Annotated in this window: 26 protein-coding genes and 1 tRNA gene; 22 read left to right on the top strand and 5 right to left on the bottom strand. The window is 48.5% G+C overall.

Annotated features, from left to right (window positions below; genetic code table 11):
* The 5 genes from hflK to AC3ZFK_RS05275 form a co-directional block, all read left to right on the top strand.
* Positions 1-785: FtsH protease activity modulator HflK (gene hflK / locus AC3ZFK_RS05295; RefSeq protein WP_489433743.1), on the top strand; the 785-nt coding region annotated here is incomplete at its 5' end.
* A gap of 2 nt (positions 786-787) precedes the next feature.
* Complete coding sequence (gene hflC / locus AC3ZFK_RS05290; RefSeq protein ID WP_487506812.1) at positions 788-1,654, top strand: protease modulator HflC; 867 nt, start codon at positions 788-790, stop codon at positions 1,652-1,654.
* 6 nt (positions 1,655-1,660) lie between these two features.
* Positions 1,661-1,855 (top strand): DUF2065 domain-containing protein, encoded by a 195-nt coding sequence (locus AC3ZFK_RS05285; RefSeq protein ID WP_487506813.1) that lies wholly within the window; start codon positions 1,661-1,663, stop codon positions 1,853-1,855.
* Between the two features lie 20 nt (positions 1,856-1,875).
* Positions 1,876-3,048 (top strand): ATP phosphoribosyltransferase regulatory subunit, encoded by a 1,173-nt coding sequence (locus tag AC3ZFK_RS05280; RefSeq protein WP_489433742.1) that lies wholly within the window; start codon positions 1,876-1,878, stop codon positions 3,046-3,048.
* A 38-nt stretch (positions 3,049-3,086) separates the two neighbouring features.
* Complete coding sequence (locus tag AC3ZFK_RS05275) at positions 3,087-4,397, top strand: adenylosuccinate synthase (protein WP_487506815.1); 1,311 nt, start codon at positions 3,087-3,089, stop codon at positions 4,395-4,397.
* Between the two features lies 1 nt (position 4,398).
* Here AC3ZFK_RS05275 and AC3ZFK_RS05270 read toward each other — a convergent pair whose 3' ends face one another.
* On the bottom strand, positions 4,399-4,866 hold the full coding sequence (locus tag AC3ZFK_RS05270; protein ID WP_487506816.1) for a hypothetical protein: 468 nt from the start codon (positions 4,864-4,866) through the stop codon (positions 4,399-4,401).
* A gap of 42 nt (positions 4,867-4,908) precedes the next feature.
* Positions 4,909-4,995: transfer RNA gene (locus tag AC3ZFK_RS05265), tRNA-Leu, on the bottom strand.
* A gap of 67 nt (positions 4,996-5,062) precedes the next feature.
* On the opposite strand from AC3ZFK_RS05265, the gene rnr reads away from it, so the two are divergent.
* From rnr to radA, 9 genes are all read left to right on the top strand, one after another.
* Positions 5,063-7,462 (top strand): ribonuclease R, encoded by a 2,400-nt coding sequence (rnr, locus tag AC3ZFK_RS05260; RefSeq protein WP_487506817.1) that lies wholly within the window; start codon positions 5,063-5,065, stop codon positions 7,460-7,462.
* Between the two features lie 155 nt (positions 7,463-7,617).
* The gene (gene rlmB, locus AC3ZFK_RS05255) at positions 7,618-8,370 is read left to right on the top strand and encodes a 23S rRNA (guanosine(2251)-2'-O)-methyltransferase RlmB (RefSeq protein ID WP_487506818.1); all 753 of its coding nucleotides are present in this window, start codon (positions 7,618-7,620) and stop codon (positions 8,368-8,370) included.
* Positions 8,371-8,502: 132 nt separating this feature from the next.
* Positions 8,503-8,967, top strand: coding sequence for a 30S ribosomal protein S6 (gene rpsF / locus AC3ZFK_RS05250; RefSeq protein ID WP_487506819.1), 465 nt, complete (start codon positions 8,503-8,505; stop codon positions 8,965-8,967).
* A 41-nt stretch (positions 8,968-9,008) separates the two neighbouring features.
* Positions 9,009-9,239, top strand: a complete 231-nt coding sequence (gene rpsR / locus AC3ZFK_RS05245; protein ID WP_487506820.1) for a 30S ribosomal protein S18 — start codon at positions 9,009-9,011, stop codon at positions 9,237-9,239.
* Between the two features lie 160 nt (positions 9,240-9,399).
* A complete protein-coding gene (locus tag AC3ZFK_RS05240; RefSeq protein WP_487506821.1) occupies positions 9,400-10,290 on the top strand; it encodes a YybS family protein in 891 nt (296 codons plus the stop codon).
* Between the two features lie 84 nt (positions 10,291-10,374).
* On the top strand, positions 10,375-10,824 hold the full coding sequence (gene rplI, locus AC3ZFK_RS05235) for a 50S ribosomal protein L9 (RefSeq protein ID WP_487506822.1): 450 nt from the start codon (positions 10,375-10,377) through the stop codon (positions 10,822-10,824).
* A gap of 153 nt (positions 10,825-10,977) precedes the next feature.
* A complete protein-coding gene (dnaB, locus tag AC3ZFK_RS05230) occupies positions 10,978-12,360 on the top strand; it encodes a replicative DNA helicase (protein ID WP_487506823.1) in 1,383 nt (460 codons plus the stop codon).
* Positions 12,357-13,433: an alanine racemase gene (gene alr / locus AC3ZFK_RS05225; protein ID WP_487506824.1), complete on the top strand. Its 1,077-nt coding sequence runs from the start codon at positions 12,357-12,359 to the stop codon at positions 13,431-13,433. Before dnaB ends, alr begins: the two co-directional genes overlap by 4 nt.
* 3 nt (positions 13,434-13,436) lie before the next feature.
* Entirely contained in the window at positions 13,437-14,798 is a 1,362-nt protein-coding gene (radA, locus tag AC3ZFK_RS05220) for a DNA repair protein RadA (protein WP_487506825.1), read from the top strand.
* Here the strand turns inward: radA and AC3ZFK_RS05215 are convergent.
* Together AC3ZFK_RS05215 and AC3ZFK_RS05210 are read right to left on the bottom strand one after the other, a co-directional pair.
* Positions 14,788-16,062 (bottom strand): HlyC/CorC family transporter, encoded by a 1,275-nt coding sequence (locus AC3ZFK_RS05215; RefSeq protein WP_487506826.1) that lies wholly within the window; start codon positions 16,060-16,062, stop codon positions 14,788-14,790. The two genes, radA and AC3ZFK_RS05215, sit on opposite strands and share 11 nt — an antisense overlap.
* Entirely contained in the window at positions 16,059-16,871 is an 813-nt protein-coding gene (locus tag AC3ZFK_RS05210; protein WP_487506827.1) for a cytochrome C assembly family protein, read from the bottom strand. Before AC3ZFK_RS05210 ends, AC3ZFK_RS05215 begins: the two co-directional genes overlap by 4 nt.
* Positions 16,872-16,962: 91 nt before the next feature.
* Between AC3ZFK_RS05210 and ffh the strand changes: the two genes are divergently transcribed.
* The 7 genes from ffh (at position 16,963) to AC3ZFK_RS05175 (ending at position 22,153) form a co-directional block, all read left to right on the top strand.
* Complete coding sequence (ffh, locus tag AC3ZFK_RS05205; RefSeq protein ID WP_489433741.1) at positions 16,963-18,339, top strand: signal recognition particle protein; 1,377 nt, start codon at positions 16,963-16,965, stop codon at positions 18,337-18,339.
* Between the two features lie 131 nt (positions 18,340-18,470).
* Positions 18,471-18,725, top strand: a complete 255-nt coding sequence (gene rpsP, locus AC3ZFK_RS05200; RefSeq protein WP_487506829.1) for a 30S ribosomal protein S16 — start codon at positions 18,471-18,473, stop codon at positions 18,723-18,725.
* A gap of 51 nt (positions 18,726-18,776) precedes the next feature.
* Positions 18,777-19,292 carry a ribosome maturation factor RimM gene (rimM, locus tag AC3ZFK_RS05195; RefSeq protein WP_487506830.1) on the top strand — a complete coding sequence of 172 codons (516 nt, stop codon included), beginning with the start codon at positions 18,777-18,779 and terminating at the stop codon, positions 19,290-19,292.
* A complete protein-coding gene (gene trmD / locus AC3ZFK_RS05190; protein ID WP_487506837.1) occupies positions 19,292-19,975 on the top strand; it encodes a tRNA (guanosine(37)-N1)-methyltransferase TrmD in 684 nt (227 codons plus the stop codon). The genes rimM and trmD overlap by 1 nt, the downstream gene beginning before the upstream one ends.
* 123 nt (positions 19,976-20,098) lie before the next feature.
* Positions 20,099-20,443, top strand: coding sequence for a 50S ribosomal protein L19 (gene rplS / locus AC3ZFK_RS05185; protein WP_487506831.1), 345 nt, complete (start codon positions 20,099-20,101; stop codon positions 20,441-20,443).
* A gap of 84 nt (positions 20,444-20,527) precedes the next feature.
* A complete protein-coding gene (gene xerD / locus AC3ZFK_RS05180) occupies positions 20,528-21,418 on the top strand; it encodes a site-specific tyrosine recombinase XerD (protein ID WP_487506832.1) in 891 nt (296 codons plus the stop codon).
* A gap of 6 nt (positions 21,419-21,424) precedes the next feature.
* Positions 21,425-22,153 carry a DsbC family protein gene (locus tag AC3ZFK_RS05175; protein ID WP_487506833.1) on the top strand — a complete coding sequence of 243 codons (729 nt, stop codon included), beginning with the start codon at positions 21,425-21,427 and terminating at the stop codon, positions 22,151-22,153.
* On the opposite strand, the gene mutS is transcribed toward AC3ZFK_RS05175, so the two are convergent.
* Positions 22,148-24,700, bottom strand: coding sequence for a DNA mismatch repair protein MutS (gene mutS, locus AC3ZFK_RS05170; RefSeq protein WP_487506834.1), 2,553 nt, complete (start codon positions 24,698-24,700; stop codon positions 22,148-22,150). The two genes, AC3ZFK_RS05175 and mutS, sit on opposite strands and share 6 nt — an antisense overlap.
* 28 nt (positions 24,701-24,728) lie before the next feature.
* On the opposite strand from mutS, the gene AC3ZFK_RS05165 reads away from it, so the two are divergent.
* Complete coding sequence (locus AC3ZFK_RS05165; protein ID WP_487506835.1) at positions 24,729-25,223, top strand: CinA family protein; 495 nt, start codon at positions 24,729-24,731, stop codon at positions 25,221-25,223.
* Positions 25,224-25,357 lie beyond the last annotated feature (134 nt).

Here is a 25,357-nt window from a genome sequence, read left to right as displayed (position 1 = left end):
CAGTCGGTTCGGTTCCACGTGAATCTCTGATGCTGACCAAGGATGAGAATATTATCGATATCAAGTTCGCAGTCCAGTACCGGGTAAAGGATGCCAAGAACTACCTGTTCAGTGTTCTAAATCCTGACCTGACCCTGCGCCAGGCCACAGAGAGTGCTGTGCGTGATGTTATCGGCAAGAGCAATATGGATTATGTCTTGACCGAAGGACGAGCAGATATCGCCTCTCGCGCACGTGATCTGATTCAGATTATTACCGATCGTTATAATACCGGTCTGGATGTCACCACCGTGAATATGCAGGATGCTCAGCCACCCGACCAGGTACAGGGATCATTTGCAGATGTGGTCAAGGCACGTGAGGATAAACAGCGTCTGATCAATGAATCTGAGGCATACAGTAATGACATTATTCCCAGGGCACGTGGTGCATCAGCACGAATTGTGGCTGAGGCAGAGGCCTATCGTGAACAGGTCATAGTGAGGGCGGATGGTGAGGCTTCTCGTTTTAATCAGGTTCTTGCCGAATATGAGAAGGCTCCTGAGGTAACACGCAAAAGGCTCTATATAGACTCAATGGAGACTGTTCTATCTCGCTCCAGCAAGGTGATGATCGATGTGGATAGTGGTAATAGTCTGCTGTATCTGCCACTGGACAAGATGGTGCAACGTGGCACTACGACACGAACCTCATCCCCGGCAGGATCTGTGGTAAACAAGGTTCGCACAACCCGTGATAGTGGCGGCTCACCTTCACGCCCTGACCAGCGTAGTAGAGGACGATAATCATGAATGGAATCAAGATAGTTTTAGGAGTAGTGGTTGTCGCACTGATTACTTTTTCGATGTCAGCATTTATAGTTGATGAGCGTGAGTTGGTCATCAAATTCAGACTGGGCGAAATTGCAGAGACGGATTACAAGCCGGGCATCCATTTTCAGATCCCTATCGTCAATAATATACGCAAGTTTGATAAACGTATTCAGACCCTGGATGCAGATCCAGAACGTTATCTCACGGCCGAGAAGAAGAACGTGCAGGTTGACTCATTCGTGAAATGGCGCATTGTGGATGTTGAGACCTTTTTCAAGTCAGTTGGCGGTGATTTCTGGGTTGCAAACCAGCGCCTCTCCCAGGTAGTCAAGGATGGTCTGCGTGGGGAGTTTGGTAAACGTTCAGTTCAGGAGGTTATCAGTGGTGAGCGTGACGAGATCATGGCAGCCATTACTGCAAGTGCTGGGATTCAGGCCAAAGCCTTCGGGATTGAGGTGGTTGATGTCAGAATCAAGCGTGTTGACCTGCCACAGGAGGTGAGCAACTCTGTATTCAGACGCATGGAGGCAGAGCGTGATCGAATTGCCAAGGAGTTCCGTTCCGAAGGTTCAGAGGCTGCCGAGCGAATTCGTGCAGAGGCTGATCGGCAGCGCACGGTGATTATTGCCGAGGCCAACCAGAAGGCAGAGAAGATGCGAGGTGAGGGAGATGCCAAGGCAACGGAAATTTATGCCACTGCCTATAACAAGGATCCAGAGTTCTACGCCTTCTATCGTAGTTTAGGGGCGTACGAGAAAACTTTCAGCAGTCAGGGTGATCTGCTGGTTCTTGAACCGGATAGTGAGTTCTTCCAGTATTTTAACGGCAAGGTGACCAAGTAGCCAATAATGGTCTGGTCTGATCTGTTGGCCGCTTTGGCCCTTGTGCTGGTGATTGAGGGGTTGTTGCCAGCACTGAACCCTGATGGCTGGAGGGATACCATGGGACGGCTTGCCGGCATGGAGAGTGGTCAGTTGAGAAAGATGGGATTGATTAGTATGGTGGCTGGCGCAGGGCTGCTTTATCTTGTCAGAGTGGTGTGAACGCATAGAGAGGAAGATTGATGCAGTCGTTGGAAAATTGGAGATTGCCTGACGGTATTGAAGAGCTGCTACCAGCTGAGGTAGTGGAGATTGAGTCGCTGCGTCGCAAGGTACTTGATCTTTTTCATGGCTGGGGCTATGAGACTGTAATTCCTCCTCTGATCGAGTATCTGGAGTCTCTGTTGACGGGAACTGGAAATGATCTTGATCTACAGACATTCAAACTTACCGACCAATTGACCGGCAGAATGATGGGGGTTCGTGCGGACATGACCCCACAGGTTGCACGTATTGATGCCCACCGCTTGAATCGTGAAGGGCCGGTCCGTCTCTGTTATCTGGGGTCTGTGCTACATACTCGTCCCGAGATTTCAGGCGCAACCAGAAGCCCTATTCAGGTAGGGGCAGAACTTTATGGCCATACAGGAATTGAGAGTGACCTGGAGGTGATTCGTCTGATGCTGGAGATGCTTGACCTTGCGGGACAAGAGTCACTGGTGCTGGATCTTGGCCATGTTGGAATCTACCGCAGTCTGGTTGAGCGGGCAGATTTGTCGGCGCAGGATGAGTTTATGCTGTTTGATGCATTGCAGCGCAAGGCATCTGTTGAGGTTGAAGCTGTTGTTGGTGGCGTGAAGGATGAGGGGCTAAGGTCTCAGCTACTGGCACTGAAAGATCTTAATGGTGGAGTTGAGGTGTTGGAAGAGGCAAAAACATTGCTTGATCCATCTGCTCACCAGGCAATCAGTACCCTGGAGCTTATTGCAGAGACTGCCTCCAGACAGCAGTGGAATGTTGAAATGCATTTTGATCTGGCAGAACTGCGTGGTTACGATTATCACACTGGAGTTGTATTTGCAGCCTATGCCCCAGGAAAAGGTGAGGCTGTTGCTCAGGGTGGACGCTATGACAATGTTGGTGCGGTTTTTGGGCGAGCTCGTCCGGCAACCGGTTTTAGTGCAGACATCAAGAATCTCGTTGCATCAGGTGGTGATCGGAATTATCCTCTCCCAGCAATTTTTGCACCGCACAGTGAGGATGGTGCGCTTTCTGTCGAGATAGATAATTTAAGACGCTCTGGTGAGCGGGTAATTGTCGAGCTACCCGGACAGAATGAGACCGCTGGTGATATGGGATGTGATCGTCAGTTGGTGTTGAATGATGGTGGCTGGACCGTAGAGCCAACCAAATAGAGTGATGTGATCTATAAAACAGTTAGAGAAAATATAAGATGGCAAAGAATGTAGTAATTATCGGATCTCAATGGGGTGACGAAGGAAAAGGAAAGGTCGTCGACCTTTTGACAGATCGTGCTTCGGCCGTGGTCCGGTTTCAGGGGGGTCACAATGCAGGACATACCCTGGTGATTGATGGCGACACCACTGTACTTCATCTTATCCCTTCTGGAGTTTTGCGCGATAACGTAACCTGTTTTATTGGCAATGGTGTGGTGCTGGCTCCGGATGCACTGTTGAGTGAGATCCGCATGCTGGAGGAGAGTGGAATTCCAGCAAGAGAACGTCTGCGCATAAGTGAAGCATGTCCGCTGATTCTTCCTTATCATATTGCGCTGGATCAGGCTCGAGAGGTGGCCCGAGGCAAGAAGGCTATCGGCACTACTGGCCGTGGTATTGGCCCAGCCTACGAGGATAAGGTGTCTCGTCGCGGTATTCGTCTTGGTGACCTGCTTGATGAACAGCGCTTTAGAGAGCGTCTGCGCGAGGTGATGGAGTATCACAACCATGCTCTGGTGAACTATTTCAAGGCTGACCCTGTGGATTATGATGAGGTTTTGGAGAGCTCTCTGGCTATGGCTGATGAGTTGCGTCCAATGGCTACAGATGTAACTGAGGAGCTGTTTGACCTTAAGGAGCAAGACAAGGGGATACTGTTTGAGGGGGCGCAGGGAACACTGCTTGATATTGACCATGGAACCTACCCTTACGTAACTTCGTCAACTGTAACTGCTGGTGGAGCATCGGCAGGAACTGGTGTTGGTCCACGTTATATGGATTATATTCTTGGTATTACCAAGGCCTACACAACCAGAGTCGGTTCAGGTCCATTCCCAACAGAGCTTTATGATGGAGAGGATTACTGTGACAATAACGGCAAGCATATGGCAGAGAAGGGGCACGAGTTTGGTGCAACTACCGGTCGAGCCAGGCGTTGTGGCTGGTTTGATGCAGTTGCTCTGCGCAGAGCAGTACAGATTAACAGTTTTACTGGTCTCTGCATTACCAAGCTGGATGTGCTGGATGGACTTGAGACACTGAAGATTTGTACAAGCTATCGTATGGATGGCGAGATCAGAAAGTCACCACCGATTGGGGCTGATGCATTTGAGGCGTGTGAGCCGGTATATGAAGAGATGTCTGGCTGGAGTGAGTCAACACTTGGGGTGCGTGACTATGATGCCCTTCCAGATAGTGCAAAGGCATATCTGAGTCGTCTGGAGGAGTTGTGTGGCGTTCCGATTGATATCATCTCAACTGGCCCTGATCGTGAAGAGACAATTGTCCTTAACCACCCATTCTCCTGATCTATAGTTTTTCCATATGTTCCAACACCTCCGATGGGGGTGTTGAGGCAGATTTGCTAATGTCTCCACTCTTGTTGACGGTTATCCATGCTGGAAATTGCTCAACATTGTAGTCATAGGCTATATTTTCATCATGGTCGGCATAAAGTGGCAGCAGATTAATGAAGTGTCGTCGACTTAGCTCGTAAACATCGTACCAGTAATTATCAATCTCTTCGTACATGACGATACCAATCAGATTGAGCTGGTCTCGGAGTTTGTCCATCTTCTCAATGGTTACCCAGCACTCTTCGCAACCCATGGGGAAGAAATATAGGTAGATCTGTTGCCCTTGCAGATTTTCCATGGCCACCGGTGCTGCGGAGCTGACCAGTGTCCCCTCAAGCTCGGGAGCAAGTTTTGGTGGTGGATTATCACTGCATCCGGTCAGTGAGAGAATAGTAAAAAGTGTTAACAGTATACGTATCATGGGCGTAAGATACCGCACATTGAATATAAATGGAGAAAAATATGGTGCCTGGGAGAGGACTTGAACCTCCACGGGGTTGCCCCCACTAGCACCTGAAGCTAGCGCGTCTACCAATTCCGCCACCCAGGCAGGGTGTGAATGAGCGCGCACTTTACCGGCCCATCGGGCTGGTGTCAATTATCAAGGTAAAGAATCATTGAAAGAAGAGAATAAAAATTTTTATACGGTTCCTGTAGCTGAAAGGCAGGAGATAATAGAGGTACTAAAGCAGAATCATGCACCTCAATCATTGAAGCAGCTGATTGATCAGTTTGGCTATGAGGATGAAGAGCGTCAGGAGGGGTTGCGTCGCCGTCTGATTGCGATGTCACGAGATGGGCAGATTGCAAAGAACAGGCGTGGTGGATACGGTCTGGTTGAGCGTATGGATCTGGTACGTGGACGGGTACAGGGACATCCGGATGGTTTCGGTTTTCTTATCCCTGATGAGGGCGGCGAGGATGTATTTCTGCATGCCAAACAGATGCGTTCGGTTATGCATGGTGATCGCCTGCTGGTATCCATAGTTGGAGTAAACAGACGCGGAAAACGTGAAGGCCAGGTTACCGAAATACTGGAACGTGGAACCCGGCAGGTGGTTGGGCGCTTCTTTCTTGAGCGTGGTGTCGGAACGGTAGTGCCAAGTAACAAGCATATCACTCACGATATTCTGATCCCTTCTGAACAGCAGGCTGGAGCAAAGAGTGACCAGATTGTTCTGGTCGAGCTGATTGAGCAACCATCAAGGCGTAGTGGCCCCATTGGCAGGGTGGCCGAGGTTCTGGGTGACCATATGGCTCCCGGCATGGAGATTGATATTGCGATTCGAGCATTCGAGATTCCTCATCTATGGCCCGATGCAGTAGAGCGACAGGCTGCATCAATTGCGGCTGAGGTTCCGGAGAAGGCAAAGAAGGGAAGAAAGGATTTTCGCAACACCCCTTTGGTCACCATTGATGGCGAGGATGCTCGTGATTTTGATGATGCTGTCTACTGCAGTCGCACCCCAAAAGGGTGGCGTCTGTTGGTTGCCATTGCCGATGTATCCCATTATGTGGAGCCAGAGAGTGCGCTTGATCGGGAGGCTATTGTTAGAGGCAATTCAGTCTATTTTCCTGGTCATGTGGTTCCGATGTTGCCAGAGTCGCTATCAAATGGGCTCTGCTCACTTAACCCGGATGTTGATCGTCTCTGTATGGTCTGCGAGATGCAGATTAACGAGTCAGGCAAGGTAACAAGTTCACGTTTTCACCAGGGTGTAATGCGTTCGGCAGCACGAATGATCTATAACCAGGTGGGAGACGCCCTGGATGGAAAAGTTGATTCGTTGCCACCAGTCTATAAAAAATATCTGCCAGAACTGCAGGAGTTACATGCTCTGTACCACGTACTGAGAGATGCACGTACGATTCGTGGTGCTATCGATTTTGATACAGTGGAGACGCAGATAAAGTTTGGTGAGGGCAAGAAGATCGACCGTATTGTGCCTACCATTCGTAATGATGCACACAAGATGATTGAGGAGTTCATGATTGCTGCCAATGTATGTGCAGCACGTTATCTGAAGCGCAACAAGATTCCGGCTCTTTATCGTGTTCATGAGCAACCAGGATCCGAGAGACTGGATGAGGTCCGTCTGTTTCTACGAGAGTTTGGACTGACCCTGGCTGGCGGTGACCGTCCACAACCCGGAGATTATGCCCGGGTGCTGGACTTGGCACGTAACCGCCCAGAGTTCAATCTGATTCAGACAGTTCTACTGAGAAGCCTTAGTCGTGCAGTCTACTCTCCCGAGAGTGTTGGCCACTTTGGCCTGGCGCATGAGAACTATGCACATTTCACATCTCCTATCAGACGCTATCCTGATCTGTTGGTGCATAGAGCCATTGGACATCTGCTGGGTACAGGGATGATCAGATCTGCCATGAAGAAGGGTGCTGGCAGTTTCAGATATGACAAGGAAGATATGGTCAGGTTGGGAGAGCAGTGTTCAACAACCGAGCGACGTGCTGATGACGCAACACGTGACGCTACTGATTGGCTCAAGTGTGAATACATGATGGACCATGTTGGCGAGGAGTTCAGCGGGGTTGTAAGTGGAGTTACCGGTTTTGGTCTATTTGTTACCCTGGATGATATTTTTGTTGATGGTCTTGTTCACATTACTGCATTGCAGAATGATTACTACCATTTTGATCCGGTACGTCATCAGTTAACTGGAGAACAGGGCGGTCGTCAGTTCCGTTTGGGAGATACCATCAGGGTGCAGGTTGCACGTGTTGATCTGGATGAGCGCAAGATTGATTTTCTCCATCTGGAAAAGAGTAGCAGCACAAAAAAGACGAAAGGTCGACGTGCTAACTCTAGAAAGAGCAACAAGGAAAAGGGTAAAAGAGGCAAGCAGGAGAGAAAGAGTCCAGCCAGAAAAGCCTCAAAGAAAAAAGTATCGAAGAAGAAAAGTGCCAAAAGAGATAACAGAGGGAGAAAGGTCGTAAAGAAAAAATCGGTCAAGCGCAGACCCAGACGTACATCAAAGGGTTCATCAGAAAGGCATTAAGGAACCTCTGATTAAGTCACTTCGTGACCCAATCAGATCTCCCTCACAAGTTATCCTATGAGGGAAGGGTTATGGTTCAGTATGTTACAATAACACCTGTAGAGCCATTCCCCCAAACCCCCATCCCATTAATCTTTTTCAGAGGTTACTTAATAATGGAGCAGATCTTCGGTATCCATGCAGTTCGTGGTTGGCTAAAGTCAGGGCAGGCGCGGAAGGGTGACCAGTTGTTGGTGGACGAGAGGCGTCATGACAGGCGTCTTCAAGATCTGGTGCAGCAGGCAAAACGTCAGGGAATATCTGTACGCAAAGTTTCAAAAAGAGAGATGGACAGACTGGCTCAGGGTGGTGTACATCAGGGTGTGGTGGTTGAGGTTGCAGTAAAAACAGAGCAGAAAATATATGACGATAATTGGTTGGAGGAGATGCTGGATAATCTCTCAGAGCCGCCATTTCTGTTAATGCTTGATGGGGTGACCGACCCTCACAATCTGGGCGCATGTCTGAGAAGTGCCGAAGCTGCAGGAGTTCATGCTGTTGTAGTTCCCAAGGATCGCTCGGTTGGTATTACCCCGGTTGTACGCAAGGTTGCATCTGGTGCAGTAGAATCTCTCCCTTTTGTGATGGTTACAAATCTCTCTCGCCTATTGAAGAGTCTGGCAGATAGAGGATTGTGGATTGTTGGAGCTACAGGTGAGGCTACCGATTCTCTGTATGAGGCTGATCTTGGTGGCCCGTTGGTGCTGGTTATGGGTGCTGAGGGGGGAGGCATGAGGCGTCTAACCAAAGAGAATTGTAGTCAACTGGTAAAGATACCGATGGCTGGTGAGGTAAGCAGCCTGAATGTCTCTGTTGCCTCTGGAGTTGCCCTTTTTGAGGCGGTGCGCCAACGCATGTTATCACGTTGATTATCATCCGTTGTATCAGTATAATGCGCGCTCCGAATCGTCAGGAGCCATGCTTTTGGTGATTCCTCCTTGCTTGCATATGAGTCAACGATCTCATATCAGGCTTTTTTATCCATAAGGGGACATTGAAAAATGAAACATTACGAAATCGTATTTATGGTCCACCCAGACCAGAGTGATCAGGTGGAGACGATGGTAGAACGCTATCGCTCTGTAATTGAGGGTGATGGTGGCAAGATCCATCGTCTTGAGGATTGGGGACGCCGTCAGTTGGCATACTCTATCAACAAGATTCACAAGGCCCACTACGTGCTGATGAACGTCGAGTGCACAATTGCTGCATTGAACGAACTATCCGGGCTATTCAAGTTCAATGATGCTGTGATCCGTAGCCAGGTGCTTTCCATGAAGGGTGTTCCTGAGGGTCAATCTGCAATGATGACTGCGAAAGAGAAGGAGTCCAGCCGCAAGGATAGGGATGATTCACGCAGAGAACGCCGTGATGATAGAGCAGCATCTACAGATGCTCCTGCTGCTACAGCAGAGAAATCTTCAGAGGCCGACGCACCAGCAGAGACTGAGGCCACTGAGGCCTAGTCGTTCTGATTAACCATAAATATTTATAAGCGAGATTAAAAATGGCACGCTATTTTCGTAGAAGAAAATTTTGTCGATTCAGCATGAAAGATGCACCAGCAATCGACTATAAGGATGTTGAACTTTTGAAGGACTTTATCTCCGAGACCGGAGCTATCATCCCATCAAGAATTACTGGAACAAAGTCACGTTATCAGCGTCAGCTGGCAACAGAGATTAAGCGCGCCCGTTTTTTGGCGTTGTTACCATACTCGGACGCCCACGACCGCTGATCATACAGGTAACCCACTGTACGCCTCCATGACAGTGTTAAAAAATGATCATTTATCTTGATGCCCTTGGGTGCACTTGTAAATTGACGTTTTTGGCCTTGTCTTGAATACGTACAGGGGCAACCTGAATAATCACTGTTAGGGTAAACGCATTTAAGCTATGCGAGCACTTGCTGAATTTGTACTGCGTAGTCGTCTCCATGCGATGGGGACGATTGCAATGCTGGCTTTTGTAACTCTATTGTTGCCACCAATTGGATATCTTACCGGGGCAGTAGTTGGTCTGGTAACCCTGCGTCAAGGAGCAGTCGAAGGTCTGTTGACGCTGGCTGGAGGTTTAGTCCTGGCCATGGCTGTAAATAGCCTGAATGGCGATAATGCAGTGACAGTTGGTGTATTGGCGCTGTTCTGGTTGCCTGTCTGGGTTCTGGCTGCTGTTTTGAAGGGCACCAATTCTCTGAAGATTGTTTTTCAGATTGCGGCTCTGTTTGGGGTGGTTGTTCTGTTTCTATTTTATATGTTTGTGGATGGAAATCCTGCGATATGGTGGCAGGAGACAGTACAGAATCTTTTTGAGGCCACTGGGGAGAGAGCCGTTGCCCCTGATGTCGAGATACTTTTAAAACCACAGCTGGCAGAGGTATTGACGGGAGTTTTGGCTGCTGGATTTTTCCTGGGATTGACTGCAATGCTGTTGATTGCGCGTGGTTGGCAGGCGATGCTATACAATCCTGGTGGTTTGAAGCAGGAGTTTCTGGCGCTACAGCTGGGAAAGAATTCTGTGCTTCTTGGGTTGGCAGTAATGTTGCCCGGGATGTTGATGGGTGATGCAGTTCCAAGTATTGTGCCGGATCTTATGCAGATCTGGATGACCCTATTTATGGTGCAAGGGCTTGCAGTAGCTCATGCATTGCTGGAGATGAGGACAAAACGGAAGGGGTGGATTACAGCACTCTATCTGTTAACACTGTTTACCCCGCTGGGATTTGTTGTGACGATGGTTGGTGTAACCGATACATGGGTTAATTATCGTAAACAGTTTGCAGCGTAGTAGGTGGCTGTTGAAAATTTTATTTTATGGCGTGATTCTCTGCCATTTTCAAAGAGAGTCTGTAGATATAAAAAGGAAACTTAAATGGATGTGATCCTGCTTGAAAAAGTGGCTAACCTGGGTGATCTCGGGGACAAGGTCTCAGTCAAACCTGGATATGCTCGTAATTTTCTTCTCCCTCAAGGGAAGGCAAAGTCGGCAACCCCGGAAAACCTGAAAGAGTTTGAAGAGCGTCGTGCAGAGCTGGAGAGTCTTGCTGCCGAGACACTGGCTGCGGCACAGGCTCGTGCTGACCAGATTGCTACGGTTAAATTGGAGATTGCTCATCAGGCTGGTGAGGAAGGAAAGCTATTTGGCTCTGTAACTGGAGCCGAGATTTCAAAAGCCATCACCGATGCTGGAGTTGAGGTGTTGAAGAGCGAAGTTCGTCTCCCTGACGGCCCACTGCGTGAGCTGGGTGATCATGAGGTTACAATTCAGCTGCATACAGATGTTAGCTGTGATGTAGTCGTGGTTATTGTTGCTGAAGAGTAATTCTTTGTCTTCAACAGGTTGCACGTTGTTGTGCGGCTATTGAATCAAGATAGCCCTTGCACGTTTGTGTGAGGGCTATTTTTTTGTCTGGTATTCATATTTTGTCCGTTTAATGGTCGAATTGTTTTCAGTTCTGGATTATCCTAACCAGCCATGTCTGATTCTTCATCACTAACTGTTCCCCCGCAACATATTGAGTCTGAGCAATCTGTGCTTGGCGGATTGATGCTGGATAACAATAGCTGGGATATTGTCTCTGACAGAGTGGTGGAGGAGGATTTTTATCGCAAGGATCATCGTCTGATCTTCCGCTCTATTTCCAGTCTTGCAGAGGACAACAAGCCATTTGATGTCATTACATTGACAGAGTGGCTGGAGAGCAGGAATGAGGCTGAGAATGCAGGTGGATTGGCATATCTTGGGACACTGGCAAAAAATACCCCAAGTGCAGCAAATATTCGTCACTATGCAGATATAGTAAGAGAGCGTTCGATTCTGCGCCGTTTGGTCACAGCATCCAACAAGATTGCGGAGTCTGCATTCAATACTGACGGACGCAAGGTCTCAGAAATTCTGGATCAGGCCGAGCAGTCAATATTCCAGATTGCAGAACAGGGGAGTCGCAATCAGAAAGGGTTTGAGGATATGCAGACCCTGCTTACACGTGCAGTTGATCGTATCGACAAGCTTTACAACTCAAAGAGCGGTGCGGTTACCGGTATTGCTACAGGCTTCTCTGACTTTGATCGAATTACAACAGGTCTGCAGAAATCTGATCTTATTATTGTGGCAGGGCGCCCCGCAATGGGTAAGACCTCGTTTGCAATGAATATTGCAGAAAATGCTGCAGTAAAAGGGGGGGCATCGGTAGCAGTTTTCAGTATGGAGATGTCCGGTGAGCAGTTGGCTACCAGGCTTATCTCTTCTTTGGGACGAGTAAATGCAAACAAGATTCGTACCGGACAACTGGATGATGATGACTGGCAGTATGTGATAAAGGCTGTTGATCAACTGAAAGACAGCAATATTTTTATTGATGATACTCCGGCTCTCACATCTACAGAGTTGCGCTCCAGGGTGCGTAGAATTGCTCGCAGCAACCATGGCCTTGATCTGGTAGTGATTGACTACCTGCAGTTGATGCAGGGCTCTGGCAAGGCGTCTTCGGAAAACAGGGCAACCGAGATTGCAGAAATATCCCGCTCTCTCAAGGCGATGGCAAAGGAGATGAATATCCCGGTGATTGCGCTGTCACAGCTCAATCGTTCACTGGAGTCACGTCCCAACCGTCGTCCGGTAATGTCTGATCTTCGTGAATCTGGTTCTATCGAGCAGGACGCAGATATTATCGTCTTTATATACCGTGATGAGGTATACAACGAGGAGAGTCCGGATCGAGGGACTGCAGAGATTATTCTGGGCAAACAGCGTCATGGATCTATTGGCACAGTGAAAGTTGCATTCCATGGGGAATATACCCGTTTCGACAATCTTGCCCCTACCTACATGGCCAGCCATCCCGGCGCACACGAATGAGTCGTCAGGTTACCGCCACCATTAATCTGGAGGCGCTTCGACATAATCTGCAACAGGCAAGAGATAGAGTTTCAGACCAGACCCAGGTTGTTGCTGTAATCAAGGCTAATGGATATGGACATGGATTGTTAACGGTTGCTCATGCTCTATATCAGGCAGACATGTTTGCTGTTGGGTGCCTGGATGAGGCGGTTCAGCTGAGGAGTGCCGGAGTTCAGAAGCCTATCCTGTTGCTTGAGGGTTTTGAAGGGGAGGAGGAGCTGCATGCTGCCTCTCAGCTTGATTTGCAGACGGTAGTGCATTCGAAAGAGCAGTGGAGTCTGCTGAAATCCACACACCTGAAGCGCTCATTGGTGGTGTGGTTAAAGGTGGATAGCGGAATGCACCGTCTTGGGTTTTATCCGCAGCGGGTGGATCAGTTGTTACCACTTATGGAAGAGAGTTCATGTGTTGATCAATTGGTTCTGATCTCCCATTTTGCCAATGCCGATAAGCCAGATCATAAGATGAATCAGCAGCAACAAGAGTTGTTCGAGACATCAGGCCAACAGCTTGATATCAGGCGTAGCATGGCAAATTCTGCAGCCCTGCTCTCTGACAACAGCACCCATTATGACTTTGTGCGTCCGGGAATCATGTTGTATGGAGGCTCGCCATTTTCTCAACAGAGTGCAGACTCTATTGGTCTGAAGCCGGTCATGACACTAAAGGCCCCGCTGATTGCTGTCAAAAAGTTGCAGAGGGGAGATTGTGTTGGTTATGGCTCCACCTGGTGTGCGCCGGAAGATATGAGTATTGGGGTGGTTGCCATTGGCTATGGTCATGGCTATCCCCGTTCTCTGCCCACGGGTACTCCAGTGTTGATCAGGGATCAGAGGGTCCCTCTTGTGGGTAGAGTATCCATGGATATGATAACTGTAGATCTGACAGAGGTGCCAGATGCGATGGTTGGTGATCGGGCAATATTGTGGGGAGATGGATTGCCGATAGAGGAGATTGCAGATAAGGCAGACACCATCTCTTATGAGTTGCTTTGTCAGTTAACCTCAAGGGTCAGACGAGAGGAGGGATAGTCTGTGGTAAAGAGCAAAGTTGAATTTGTCTGTACAGAGTGTGGTGATGTCTCTCCCAAGTGGGCAGGGCAGTGTGCTACCTGCAAGGGGTGGAACTGCCTGACCGAGATGGCGGTTTCCTCATCCGGTAAGGAGAGCGGAGGACGTTTTGCCGGATATGCTGGAGAGCGTGCAAAGATAGTTAATCTGTCTGAGGTTGAAACTGCAACTGATGCTTTGAGCTCAACAGGAATCACCGAGATGGACAGGGTGCTTGGTGGGGGCATGGTTCATGGATCTGTAGTGCTGATTGGAGGTGACCCAGGGATTGGAAAGTCTACCCTGTTGCTGCAGATTATGGCGAAACTGGCTACGGAGATACCGGTTCTCTATGTGACGGGAGAGGAGTCAGCCAGACAGATATCCATGCGGGCGCAACGCTTGGGGGTGGATCCATCAAAGCTCGACCTGCTGACTGAGACACAGGCTGAACAGATTATAGAGGTATCCCAGTCGCTCCATCCAAAGGTACTGGTCATCGACTCAATTCAGACAATCTATACTGAAGATCTGACGTCTGCACCAGGATCAGTGGCACAGGTGAGAGAGAGTACAGCGAGGCTGGTACGTTATGCCAAACAGACAGGGACATCCATATTTCTTGTGGGTCATGTAACCAAAGATGGTAGCCTGGCAGGCCCACGAGTACTGGAGCATATGGTCGATACTGTTCTCTATTTCGAGGGGGAGAGTGGAAGTCGTTACCGGGTGATCAGGGCTATTAAAAACCGTTTTGGTGCGGTAAATGAACTGGGGGTCTTTGCAATGACAGAGACCGGGCTGAAGGAGGTTTCAAACCCCTCTGCCATTTTTCTCTCTCGTCATGACTCTCCGGTCGCGGGTACGGTGACACTGGTCACTATGGAGGGGACGCGCCCCCTGTTGGTTGAGTTGCAGGCGCTGGTAGATGAGAGCCACCTATCCAACCCCAGAAGGGTCTCTATCGGTCTTGAGCATAATCGTCTGGCAATGTTACTGGCTGTACTGCACAGACATGGTGGAGTTGTCAGCTATGATCAGGATGTATTTGTAAATGTTGTTGGCGGAGTAAGAGTCACCGAGCCGGCAGCAGATCTTGCTGTTGTGCTGTCGATTATATCCAGCCTGCAGAACAGGCCGTTACCGGAGGGGACAATTGTCTTTGGCGAGGTTGGCCTGGTTGGTGAAGTGCGTCCTGTGCCGGGAGGAGAGGAGAGGCTTAAAGAGGCAGCCAAGCATGGTTTTACCAGAGCGATAGTACCGCAAGCCAATAGCCCAAGAACCCCCATTAAAGGGTTGGAAGTTATGGCGGTTGGCAGACTGTCAGAGGTGTTGGCTAGTCTATAAGGTTTTTTCTTAACAGAGGGAAAATACGTACCCGACGAACAATATTCTCTGATGCATTGGTAACCTCTACCGGGTATCCATTTATCATCATGCTGGTGCCGGCTTCCGGTATATCCTCCAGATGTTCCAGGATAAGTCCGTTAACTGTTTTTGGACCATCCAGAGGCAGATCCCACCCCATTTTTTTCTCCAACTCTCTCAGGTTGGCACTGCCTTCAACCAGATATGATCCATCTTCCTGCGGGTTTATCTCGGAGATTGTATCGGATACATCTGTGGTGAACTCCCCGACAATCTCTTCAAGCAGATCCTCAAGGGTTACCAGCCCCTGGATGTCACCATATTCATCAACGACCAACCCCATTCTTTTTTTGAACTTCTGGAACTGAAGAAGCTGGATGTTAAGTGTTGTCCCCTCTGGTATAAAGAGTGGTGTATGCAGTGCCTTGATGAGTTCACTTTTTCCCTCTTTCTCGGAGGAGCTTAGGTGAATAGCATTACGCATATGGAGAATTCCCAACAGGTGTTCGCTGTTGTCACTAAACACGGGAAGACGTGTGTGCTGGGTAAGGGATAGCTGGGTAAGAATCTCGCTCCACGTATCCTCGATATTTATTCCAATAATCTCGTTGCGGGGGACCATTATGTCCTCTACCGTGACCTCCTCAAGATCAAGGATACTGGTGAGCATGGATTGATGTTTTTTTGGAATCAACCCTCCAGCCTCTTTTACAACAGTACGCAACTCCTCTCTGGAGAGGTGATCAGTTTGGGATGAGTTGAGCTTTATTCCAACCATACGTAACACAATATTGGTGATTATGTTTATCAGCCTGACAAGAGGGTAAAGAATACGCAGCAGTGGTGTAAGTATGAATGATGCGGGATAGGCAAAACGTTCTGGTGAAAGGGCAGCAATGGTCTTTGGAGTAACCTCGGCAAAAATAAGAATAACGAAAGTGAGGATGCCGGTAGCAATGGCTATTCCGGCATCACCAAATATACGCATACCGATTATTGTGGCTATGGAGGATGCGAGAATATTTACAAAATTATTGCCAAGCAGGATCAATCCAATCAACCGCTCAGGGCGATCCAGAAGTTGAGATGCTGAACGTGCACCACGATGCCCGATTCGAGAAAGGTGGCGCAGGCGGTATCGGTTTATTGCCATCATACTGGTTTCTGAACCAGAAAAGAAAGCGGATATAAGAATCAATAGGAAGAGAATTCCGGAAAGAATCTCTGTGGAGACTTCATTCATCCGCTGGAGGGGATACCTATCAGTATTTCGACAACAAAGCGGCTACCAAAGTAGGCAAGAAAGAGGATTACAAATCCGCTAATAGTCCAGCGCACAGCAGTACGACCGCGCCAACCATGCTGTTTTCTTCCCCATAACAGTGCGGCAAATATGATCCAGGAGATGATGGATAGCAGAGCAGTATGCGCACGTTGTTGTGCCACCATATCCTCTACCAGAGGAATAGCACTCAAGAGAGCCAGTGTAAGCATTAACAGTCCTGCACGAATCAGCTGAAACATCAGGTGCTCAACATCAGCCATAGGTGGTAGTGCTCGAATGAATCCGCCTGGCTGTTTATTGCGCAGGTGATGCTCCTGTACTGCGAGCAGGATCGCCTGTAGTGCTGCTATACCCAACAGGCTGTATGCAAGCATGGAGAGTAGAATATGTGTATCGAGCGCGGTTGATGCAGTGTGTATCACTGCACCAGGATTGGTGATCTGTAGCAGAACTGTTATGGCTGATATAGGGAAAATAATGATGCCAAGATTTCCTACAGGGCGAATTAACCAGGTAATTTCAAGCAGAAGTACCAGCAACCAGCTTGTGATTGATAGTGCATGGAAGAACCCCAGGTTGACCCACTGCGCCACGACCAGTTGGAACAGAACATTTGTGTGGAACAAAAAACCAATAACCCCTAGCAGTTTCAGCCCATTTCTTGGGTGGTCAAAACAGGATATTCCCTGAGTCAGCATACGTCCCAGCCCAACTGCTGTAACAAGGTACAGTAGACTTGCGATGATTCCTGTGGTGACAAAGTCCATATCAACTCCTTACATTACTTCTGCCCGGTTTTTTTGTTGATGATGTCATAAATGAAACCGTTTCGTCAGTAGAATTAGATATAATTTATCTATGTTTGAAAATCTTACCGATCGCCTTAACCGAACTCTCAAGACTCTGAAGGGCCAGGGTCGTCTGACTGAAGATAATATAGGGCAGGCACTTCGTGATGTTCGTATGGCGCTACTTGAGGCAGATGTCGCGCTTACTGTTGTGAAGGCGTTTATTGAACGGGTCAAGGGGCGTGCTCTAGGGCAGGAGGTATCTGCAAGCCTTACTCCTGGGCAGGCGTTGATAAAAATTGTTCAATCAGAACTTGTGGTATTGATGGGGGATGCCAACGAGGGGCTTAATCTGCGTGCACAACCCCCGGCAGTCATTCTTATGGCTGGCCTGCAGGGTGCTGGTAAAACAACCAGTGTGGCAAAACTGTCCCGTTTTCTGCAGGAGCGTGAATCCAGAAAGGTGATGGTTGCCAGTGCGGATATCTACCGCCCAGCAGCAATTGAGCAGCTGAGATTGTTGGCAGATGAGGTTGGAGCAACATTTTTCCCCAGTACGGCAGATCAAAAACCGGTGGATATCGCAAAAAATGCGTTAGCTCAGGCCAGAAAACAGTTTGTCGATGTCTTGATTATTGATACCGCCGGTCGTCTCCATGTGGATGAGGAGATGATGGGAGAGATTCGGAAGCTACATGCTGCAGTTACTCCGGTCGAGACCCTGTTTGTTGTTGATAGCATGACAGGCCAGGATGCTGCCAATACAGCCAAGGCCTTTGATGAAGCATTGTCGTTGACCGGTGTTGTTTTGACCAAGGCAGATGGTGATGCTCGTGGTGGCGCGGCACTTTCTGTACGTCAGATAACTGGTAAGCCAATCAAGTTTCTTGGTGTTGGTGAGAAGGTTGATGCACTTGAGCCTTTCTATCCTGATCGTATCGCCTCCAGAATACTTGGGATGGGGGATACCTTAAGCCTTATTGAGGAGCTGGAGCGTAAGGTAGACAAAAAGAAGGCCGACAAGCTAGCCAAAAAGGTACGCAAGGGAAAAGGCTTTAATCTGGAGGATTTCAGAGATCAGTTGCAACAGATGCAGGGGATGGGTGGGGTTGCCTCGATGATGGATAAGTTGCCTGGAATGGCAAATGTGTCGGATAAAGTGAAGAACCAGGTAAATGATAGTGAGTTTTTACGTATGGAGGCCATGATCAACTCCATGACTCCAAAGGAGCGCCGTCGCCCAGACATGATCAAAGGGTCAAGAAAGAGAAGAATCACCCAAGGCTCTGGCACTACAGTGCAGGATCTTAATCGTCTTTTGAAGCAGTTCAAGCAGATGCAGAAGATGATGAAAAAAATGAAAGGCGGGAAGATGGCCAGAATGATGCGGGGGATGGGAGGAATGGCTGGCGGAGGGGGTATGCCAGGGGGGAAAATGCCATTTTAAAATGGCTTCAAAAATCTTCACTTCGATGCTTTCATGCAGTATAATGCCCGACTAATTAAGAGCCGACTCACATTAGGTTGATTGGGGTCGGTTTTTTTCATCCATTAAATATTGAGAACTGGAAAGAAAAAATGGTAGTAATTCGTCTTGCACGTGGTGGTGCAAAAAAACGTCCTTTTTACCGCATTGTTGCAACTGACAAGAGAAATAGTCGTGATGGACGTTTCCTGGAGAAGCTCGGATACTTTAATCCTGTGGCATCCGGTAACGAGAAGCGCCTGGAGATGGATATGGACCGTGTAGATCATTGGATTACCAATGGTGCACAGCTTTCCAATCGTGTTGCCAGTCTTGTTAAAGAGAATAGCAAGGCCGCCGCAGCCTGATTAACCATCCTGTGATGCTCACCCGAGCAGAACGGGGTACTCATCCTTCCGATGAATAAGAAGTCCACTGATTCCCTGGTGTTGCTGGGAAGAGTTAGTGGGCTTTTTGGCGTTCGTGGATGGGTGAAAATATACTCCTATACATCTCCTCGAGAGAATATCCTGCGTTACCGCAAGTGGTTGTTAACCATAAATGGGGAGCAGAGAGAGTTTGTGGTAAAACAGGGAAAGCGTCATGGTAAAGGTGTTGTTGTGCTCCTGGATGGCTTCAATGATAGAACAGCAGCAGAGGAGCTGATTGGTGTTGATATATCGGTCAGACGAGATGCATTGGAAAAATTAACAGATGACGAGTACTACTGGTCAGATCTGATTGGATGTCAGGTGATTAACTCTGATGACGGGGTGTTGGGCGAGGTTTCCGATTTGATGGAGACGGGAGCCAATGATGTGATGGTGATAAGTGGTGAAGATAAAGATGTATTGATCCCATTTGTTAACCAATGGGTTACCGAGGTTGATCTTGAAGAGAAAAGGATCACGGTTGAGTGGAGGCTGGATTTCTAGTGCGTTTTGATCTCATTACACTATTTCCCGAGATGTTGAGTGCTATTACCGGGCAGGGGATAACAAAGAGAGCTGTTGATCGTGGGTTGGTGGATATCCATCACTGGAACCCCAGAGATTTTACAGAGGATCGGCACCGTACTGTGGATGATCGTCCCTATGGTGGAGGCCCAGGTATGGTAATGCTCTATGAGCCACTGAAAAAGGCTATCTGTCAGGCGAGAGATAGTCAGAAAGAGAGCGGAATATCTCCTTATCTGATTTATCTCTCACCACAAGGAAAACCGCTTACTCAGGGCAAGATAGAGGAGTTGAGCAAAAAAGATGGCATGCTTCTGTTGGCAGGACGTTATGAAGGCATCGATGAGAGGCTGATTGAGTCCGAGGTGGATGAGGAGATATCAATTGGTGATTATGTTGTTAGTGGGGGAGAGTTGCCAGCTATGGTGCTGATGGATGCTGTGATCCGGCTTGTGCCTGGAGCGTTAGGGCATGCGGACTCTGCAGCAGAGGATTCATTTTCTGATGCGCTGTTGGATCACCCTCACTATAGCCGTCCGGAGGAGGTGGATGGAAGATCGGTACCAGAGGTTTTGTTGAGTGGAAATCATCAGGCTATTGCTGAGTGGAGAAGGGAACAGGCAGAGCTCAGAACAAAAAAGCGACGGCCAGATATATTGTGAATATTTGGTAATAATAGGGTGAAAAACTGTGGAAAAACAGTATAATTGCCCGCTTCAAAGCCCTTGCATGTTAGCGTGATCAAGGGTTATTTTTATGTTTACAGAGAGTTATGGATTAGAGTGATGAGTAATATTATTCAAGAGTTGGAAGCGGAGCAGATGGGTCGTGAGATTCCTGAGTTTAATCCTGGAGATACAGTTGTTGTTCAGGTTAAGGTAAAGGAGGGTGATCGTGAACGTCTACAGGCTTTTGAGGGGCTCTGTATTGCCAAGAAAAATCGTGGATTGAATTCATCGTTTACTGTTCGCAAGATCTCGTATGGTGAGGGCGTGGAGCGTGTGTTCCAGACTTATAGCCCGTTGGTTGACAGTATCACTGTCAAGCGTCGTGGTGTGGTTCGCCAAGCCAAGTTGTACTACATGCGTGAGCGTACTGGTAAGGCTGCACGTATTAAAGAGAAGATTTAGTAACCTTTTCCTGTTGAAAGGGTGAATGCAAAGAGGGCGGGTCATTATATGATCCGCCCTCTTCTGTTTTGGGAGGCTGAATAGTTGGGAAAGGGGAAGATAGAGGATTTTCTTGATACTCTATGGATGGAGAAAGGGTTGAGTCAAAACACTATCTCTGCCTACCGCAGTGATCTCAATCAATACCGTACCTGGCTTGATGAACAGTATGTTGACGATATTGTTGAGGCTGATAGAGAATCATTGCTGGGCTATCTCTCATATCTTGCTGGCAAGGGGCGTCATGCGCGCACCGTAGCAAGGGTATTAAGTTCCCTGCGACGTTTTTACCGCTATCTGTTAAATAGTGGGGTACGAAGAGATGACCCGACGGCGCGGATTGACTCTCCAAAAATTGGTCGTGCGCTGCCATCTACCCTGACTGAACAGGAGGTTGAGGATCTACTGGACACGCCGGACGTCTCAGCTCCACTGGGGTTGAGGGATCGTGCAATGATCGAGTTGATGTATGGTGGGGGATTCAGGGTTTCGGAGTTGGTACAGCTAAGAATAGATGCGCTCAATCTGAGACAGGGGGTTGCCCGTGTTATGGGAAAGGGAAACAAAGAGCGCCTAGTCCCTTTGGGAGAGGAGGCGCTTTACTGGATAGAGCGTTTTCTGGATGAAGGCAGACCAGTGTTTATGCAGGGACGTACCTCCGATTCGCTTTTTGTAACCTCCAGGGGGGCGGGGATGTCTCGCCAGGCGTTTTGGATCAGACTAAAAAAGTATGGTCGTGAGGCCCGTATCTTGACACCATTCTCCCCGCACACATTAAGGCACGCTTTTGCTACACACTTGCTGAATCATGGAGCCGATCTCCGTTCTGTTCAGGTATTATTGGGTCATAGTGATCTATCAACTACCCAGATTTATACGCATGTTGCCAGAGAAAGATTGAAGAATATACATAAAGAACATCATCCAAGAGGTTAATAAATAATGAAAAACAATACATATATAAAAATAGCCGCCGCATTTTTTGCGATCATCTCTTTTACCCTGTCATGGGCTGAGGCAGCTGGAGATATTCCCCATGCGGTAACGGACCGGTTGCAGAAGATTATTCCAGGAACAGCCCCCAGTGAGGTGCGTGCTGCCCCTGTCTCAGGTCTTTTTGAGGCTCGGTACGGCACTACAATTCTCTACCTCTCTGCTGATGGGCGTTATCTGATTGATGGTGAGATGCTGGATCTGGAGAGTCGTACCAATCTGACAGATGAGCGTATTGCATCAGCCAGAGTAGAGATACTGAATGGACTGGATGAGTCAGAGATGGTGGTTTATGCCCCTAAAGAGAGCAAGCGCACACTGACCATCTTTACCGATATTGATTGCCCTTATTGTGTTCGCCTACATGAAGAGCGCGAGGAGCTGATGGATGCCGGTATCAAGCTTAGGTATCTACTCTATCCTCGTGCAGGATTCAACTCATCCTCTTACCAGAAGGCAGTAACAGTATGGTGTTCCGAAGATCGTGCAGCCGCATTGACAGCGGCAAAGTCTGGCGAGAAGCTGGATAAAAAGAGTTGTGAAAATCCTGTTATGTCACAGATGCGCCTGGCTACCAGCTTTGGGTTGCAGGGGACGCCACATATTGTAGTGGATGACGGAGAGGTTATTAGTGGCTATATGCCGGCAAAAAAACTGATTGAGAAACTTGGGCTATAGGCTCTTTTTGAGTTGATAGATTGCATCCAGCGCATCCTTTGGTGTCATCTGGTCTGGATCCATATCTCTCACAAGCTCCTCTACAGCTGATCTACTAAACAGAGACATCTGTGGCTGTCTGGTTGAGGAGCTGGCGACGGTGGTTTGTGACCCCTGCTCCTCTTCCAGCTCAATCAACCTCTCCTGTGCCTGCTTAATTACCTGTTGTGGTATACCGGCTAAACTCGCAACCTGTAACCCATAGCTCTGATTTGCTGGCCCTGGACGTACAGCATGAAGAAAAACAATACCGTCACCATGTTCTGTTGCATCCAGGTGGACATTTTTTATGGCAGGAAGCTGATTCTCCATTGCCGTAAGCTCAAAATAGTGGGTTGCAAACAGGCTGAGTGACCCCTGATGTTTAACCAGATGTTCTGCACATGCCCCAGCCAGGGAAAGTCCATCATAAGTGCTGGTGCCACGACCAATCTCGTCCATTAACACCAGGCTGCGGAAAGTGGCATTGTGGAGGATGTTGGCTGTCTCTGTCATCTCCACCATAAAGGTGGAGCGGCCACCAGCGAGGTCATCAGATGCCCCAATTCTGGTGAAGATTCGATCAACCATACCTATGGTTGCAGCCGTAGCCGGGACAAAGCTGCCAATATGTGCCAACAGGACAATCAACGCATTCTGACGCATAAAGGTACTTTTGCCGCCCATGTTGGGTCCGGTGATTATCAACATTCTGGTGGAGTCATCGAGAGAGAGGTCATTGGCAATAAAAGGGGTTTCGGAAACAGTCTCAACAACCGGGTGGCGCCCCTCCTTGATTGCAAGTTGACTCTCATCAACCAGTTGTGGTCGTACCCACTCCAGCCTCTCCGCACGTTCGGCAAGGTTGGTCAATACATCAAGTTCAGCAATTCCCAAGCTACATTGCTGTAGCGGCACCAAGATATCGATAAGTTTTTCAATGAGCTCCTCGTAGAGTGCTTTTTCACGCCCTAACGCACGCTCATTGGCAGATAGCACTTTATCCTCGAAGCTCTTAAGCTCTGGAGTGATAAAACGTTCAGCTGCTTTAAGTGTCTGGCGGCGCACATACTCCACTGGAATCTCTCCATTCTGTGCCTTGCCAATCTCGATGTAGTAACCATGAACACTGTTATAACCAACCTTGAGGGTGGTGATTCCGGTACGCTCTCGCTCCCTCTGCTCCAGTTGCTGTAGTAGTTCCCCGGCATTCTTACGGATAGAGCGTAGCTCATCCAGTTCGATATCATATCCTGTCGCAATAACTCCACCATCACGAATAATCATGGGCGGGTTATCGATTATTGCACTTGTAAGTAGCTGTTCAATTTCCGGAAAAGTTGAAATTTGTTGTGCCAGACTACCCAGTGCTTCGCGTTGATCATCCCTGATGGACTGTTGCAGTGCAGGAAGTGATGTCAGGGAGTCCCTTAATCGTGCCAGGTCACGGGGGCGGGCACTTCGTAGCGCAATACGGGAGAGGATTCTCTCCATATCACCAATACCACGCAATATGGGCTGAAAGGTATCGTGAAGACGTTGTTCGAAAATGGACTCAACAGAGAAGAGACGTTGTTCAAGAACAGTTTTATTCTGTATTGGATTACTCAGCCAGCGCCGCAGCATGCGACCTCCCATGGCAGTGCTGGTATGGTCCATTGTTTCGATAAGGGTGTGAGTCTCGCCACCTGCAAGATTGGATAGAATCTCCAGGTTTTTGTAACTGGCTGCATCAATAGAGACATTTTTCTCTTGCTGCAGGAGTTGAATACTGTTCAGGTGTGGTAGTGAGGTTCGTTGTGTGTGCTGGACATATTGTAAAAGTGCCCCCGCAGCACCTAGTCCAATAGTTAGATCATTACACCCAAACCCTGATAGATCGTTGGTTCCAAACTGTTTGGCCAGCTCTCTTTGTGCTGTTTCAGGATCAAAATTCCACCCAGGCTGAGGGCGTAATCCACTGCGTCCATCAAGTTGTGTGCGTAGTTGAGAGTTTTCAGGAAACAGGATCTCTGATGGCTTTATCCGCTCTAGCTCTCCAAACAGGGACTGTAGACCATTTATCTCCATAACCTGAAAACGTCCTGCTGCCAGTGCAAGTATTGCTACACCATAGCGCCCATCATCTTCGTAAATGGATACCAACAAACTCTCGGCATTGTCATCCATCAGCGCCTCATCGGTAAGAGTGCCTGGAGTGATGATTCGAGCCACCTGGCGTTCAACCGGGCCCTTGCTTTTGGCAGGGTCACCAACCTGTTCACAGATTGCTACAGACTCACCAAGTTTTACCAGACGGGCAAGATACTGCTCGGCAGCATGGTAAGGGACACCAGCCATCGGGATAGGTTCGCCAGCTGATTTGCCACGTGCAGTCAGTGTGATATCAAGTAGTTCAGCTGCCCGTTTGGCATCGTCAAAGAAGAGTTCGTAAAAATCTCCCATACGGTAAAACAGCAGCGAGTCAGGATGCTCCGCCTTGATACGAAGAAATTGCTGCATTACCGGGGTATGATTACTGCTGTTCATTGAGCGAGAAAGTTTACCGGAAAACAGAATGCAGTACGAAATTGAAAATGTAGTAAATGAGTTATCGAGAGAGCTGTTGAAGCATGGTTTGATGCTTGTTACTGCAGAATCATGTACTGCCGGGTGGATCTCCAAAGTAATGACTGATCCAGCAGGTAGCAGTGGCTGGTTTGAGCGTGGGTTTGTCACCTATTCCAATGAGTCCAAAATGGAGATGTTGGGTGTGTCTGAGCAGACATTGCAGCAGTATGGCGCGGTAAGTATAGAGACGGTTCAGGAGATGGTTACAGGGGCTCTGGATCGCAGTAGTGCAGATGTTGCCGTGGCAGTAAGTGGCATTGCTGGACCAACCGGTGGTAGTGATGACAAACCTGTGGGGTTGGTCTGGTTTGGTTGGCAGGGGAGAGATGATCTGTTTCATGGGGAGTCAGTAGTTTTTGATGGCAACCGCAATGAGATCCGTGAACAGACCGTTCTTTATGCTCTGGAAAAGGTGTTGCAGAACATAAAATTGGTTAGGTGAGTCTTCTCTTTTATGGGATAATTTCACGCTATTTCACAGGCTTTATCAGATGGACAAGAACAGACAAAAAGCACTAGAGGCAGCCCTTACCCAGATCGAACGCCAGTTCGGCAAGGGCTCCGTAATGCGCATGG

Source organism: Candidatus Thiopontia autotrophica (assembly GCF_982804495.1).
This window is presented reverse-complemented; position numbering and strand designations above follow the sequence as displayed.

Excerpts from the sequence above, each read along its gene's own strand:
- hflC (WP_487506812.1), top strand. The coding sequence starts at position 788 with ATGAATGGAATCAAGATAGTTTTAGGAGTAGTGGTTGTCGCACTGATT.
- AC3ZFK_RS05285 (WP_487506813.1), top strand. The coding sequence starts at position 1,661 with ATGGTCTGGTCTGATCTGTTGGCCGCTTTGGCCCTTGTGCTGGTGATT.
- AC3ZFK_RS05280 (WP_489433742.1), top strand. The coding sequence starts at position 1,876 with ATGCAGTCGTTGGAAAATTGGAGATTGCCTGACGGTATTGAAGAGCTG.
- AC3ZFK_RS05275 (WP_487506815.1), top strand. The coding sequence starts at position 3,087 with ATGGCAAAGAATGTAGTAATTATCGGATCTCAATGGGGTGACGAAGGA.
- AC3ZFK_RS05270 (WP_487506816.1), bottom strand. The coding sequence starts at position 4,866 with ATGATACGTATACTGTTAACACTTTTTACTATTCTCTCACTGACCGGA.
- rlmB (WP_487506818.1), top strand. The coding sequence starts at position 7,618 with ATGGAGCAGATCTTCGGTATCCATGCAGTTCGTGGTTGGCTAAAGTCA.
- rpsF (WP_487506819.1), top strand. The coding sequence starts at position 8,503 with ATGAAACATTACGAAATCGTATTTATGGTCCACCCAGACCAGAGTGAT.
- rpsR (WP_487506820.1), top strand. The coding sequence starts at position 9,009 with ATGGCACGCTATTTTCGTAGAAGAAAATTTTGTCGATTCAGCATGAAA.
- AC3ZFK_RS05240 (WP_487506821.1), top strand. The coding sequence starts at position 9,400 with ATGCGAGCACTTGCTGAATTTGTACTGCGTAGTCGTCTCCATGCGATG.
- rplI (WP_487506822.1), top strand. The coding sequence starts at position 10,375 with ATGGATGTGATCCTGCTTGAAAAAGTGGCTAACCTGGGTGATCTCGGG.
- dnaB (WP_487506823.1), top strand. The coding sequence starts at position 10,978 with ATGTCTGATTCTTCATCACTAACTGTTCCCCCGCAACATATTGAGTCT.
- alr (WP_487506824.1), top strand. The coding sequence starts at position 12,357 with ATGAGTCGTCAGGTTACCGCCACCATTAATCTGGAGGCGCTTCGACAT.
- AC3ZFK_RS05215 (WP_487506826.1), bottom strand. The coding sequence starts at position 16,062 with ATGAATGAAGTCTCCACAGAGATTCTTTCCGGAATTCTCTTCCTATTG.
- AC3ZFK_RS05210 (WP_487506827.1), bottom strand. The coding sequence starts at position 16,871 with ATGGACTTTGTCACCACAGGAATCATCGCAAGTCTACTGTACCTTGTT.
- ffh (WP_489433741.1), top strand. The coding sequence starts at position 16,963 with ATGTTTGAAAATCTTACCGATCGCCTTAACCGAACTCTCAAGACTCTG.
- rpsP (WP_487506829.1), top strand. The coding sequence starts at position 18,471 with ATGGTAGTAATTCGTCTTGCACGTGGTGGTGCAAAAAAACGTCCTTTT.
- rimM (WP_487506830.1), top strand. The coding sequence starts at position 18,777 with ATGAATAAGAAGTCCACTGATTCCCTGGTGTTGCTGGGAAGAGTTAGT.
- rplS (WP_487506831.1), top strand. The coding sequence starts at position 20,099 with ATGAGTAATATTATTCAAGAGTTGGAAGCGGAGCAGATGGGTCGTGAG.
- AC3ZFK_RS05175 (WP_487506833.1), top strand. The coding sequence starts at position 21,425 with ATGAAAAACAATACATATATAAAAATAGCCGCCGCATTTTTTGCGATC.
- mutS (WP_487506834.1), bottom strand. The coding sequence starts at position 24,700 with ATGAACAGCAGTAATCATACCCCGGTAATGCAGCAATTTCTTCGTATC.
- AC3ZFK_RS05165 (WP_487506835.1), top strand. The coding sequence starts at position 24,729 with ATGCAGTACGAAATTGAAAATGTAGTAAATGAGTTATCGAGAGAGCTG.